This is a genomic window from Rhizobacter sp. P3_B12, from assembly GCF_056402895.1.
Map to the genome: position 1 here is coordinate 1 of NZ_JBFUGN010001353.1, position 1,287 is coordinate 1,287.

2 protein-coding genes are annotated in these 1,287 nt (G+C 72.4%); both read left to right on the forward strand.

What is annotated here, in order from left to right; genetic code table 11:
* Positions 1-242: 242 nt before the first annotated feature.
* Positions 243-1,043: a sensor histidine kinase gene (locus tag AC1D01_RS35165; RefSeq protein WP_477874217.1), complete on the forward strand. Its 801-nt coding sequence runs from the start codon at positions 243-245 to the stop codon at positions 1,041-1,043.
* 41 nt (positions 1,044-1,084) lie between these two features.
* On the forward strand, positions 1,085-1,287 hold a 203-nt coding region (locus tag AC1D01_RS35170), incomplete at its 3' end, for a response regulator (protein ID WP_477874219.1).

A 1,287-nucleotide genomic window follows, 5' to 3' on the forward strand; every position in this document is an offset into this window, starting at 1 on the left:
GTCTCGACGAGGCCGGCGTGCGCCGCGCCACGCGCACGGCCATCGCTGCCGCGGTGCGCGAGAACCTGCGCCGTTGCACCGCTTGAGCACGGCTTGCGGCCGCGCCTTCTGAAGCGTGCTGAAAACTGCTGAAGCAGGTCGGGGCATCGCTGTCGCAAGTCGTTTCGCGTGCCCATAATCGTTTCGCTGTCCGACAAAGGGCGGCCGCCTGCGGGCGCCAACAAATCGCCAGGGAGCGAACAATGAGAACACGTGTCGAGCCGTCGGTCCGGTTGCAGCCGGGGGCCGGCTGTCGTGGGTGTCGTCCGGCGCGGGGCCGCATCCGCCCCCGGCCGCTGCCACGGCAGCTCGCCCGGCCCGCGCGCAGCCACCTGCGCACGCTGGCCTACGAGATCACCGTCGCCGAGGCGCGCGAGCGCGAGCGCATCGCACTCGGCCTGCACGACGAGATCGGCCAGTTCCTGACGCTCGCGCGGCTCAAGCTCGGCGCATTGCGCGACAGCCCGCCGGGCGACGAGGCGACGGCGCTGCTCGACGAGATCGGCGCGCTGCTGGCCCAGGCGTCGCGCGCCGCCCGCTCCGCCACCTTCGATCTCAGCAGCCCGGTGCTGCGCCTCGGCCTCGAGCAGGCCCTGCGCAGCCTGGCCGACCGCCTCGCCGCCGACAGCCGGCTGCAGGTCAGCTTCGATGGCGCGATGCCGCCGCTCAGCCTGCCCGAGGCGGTGCTCGCCGTCGTGTTCCGCGGCGTGCGCGAGCTGTGCCTGAACGTGCAGAAGCATGCGCATGCGGCGCGCGTCAGCATCACCGCGTGGTGCGACGGCCGCTGCCTGAAGGTGTGCGTCGCCGACGACGGTGTCGGCTTCCGCACCGATGCCTCGCGCGGCGTCTTCAGCCGCACCGGCGGCTTCGGGCTGGCCAGCACGCAGGCGCAGATCCAGGCGATCGGCGGGCGGCTCGAGATCTCGTCCGCGACGAGCCTGGGCACGCGCATCACGATCCTGCTGCCGAAYGCGGTGGGCGCGGCGGCACTCGCCGCGGCTTGATCGACAGCACACCGACAGCACACGCATCGAAGGGAACGACCATGGGCATCCGCATCGTGTTGGCCGACGACCACCGCATCATGCGCGACGGGCTGTGCGCCCTGCTCGCGCGCGAGAAAGACATCGAACTGATCGGCCAGGCCGACGACGGCCTCGGCGCGGTGCGCCTGGCGCGCGAGCTGCGGCCGGACATCGTCGTCACCGACGTGTCGATGCCGGGCCTGAACGGCGTCGAGGCGACGCG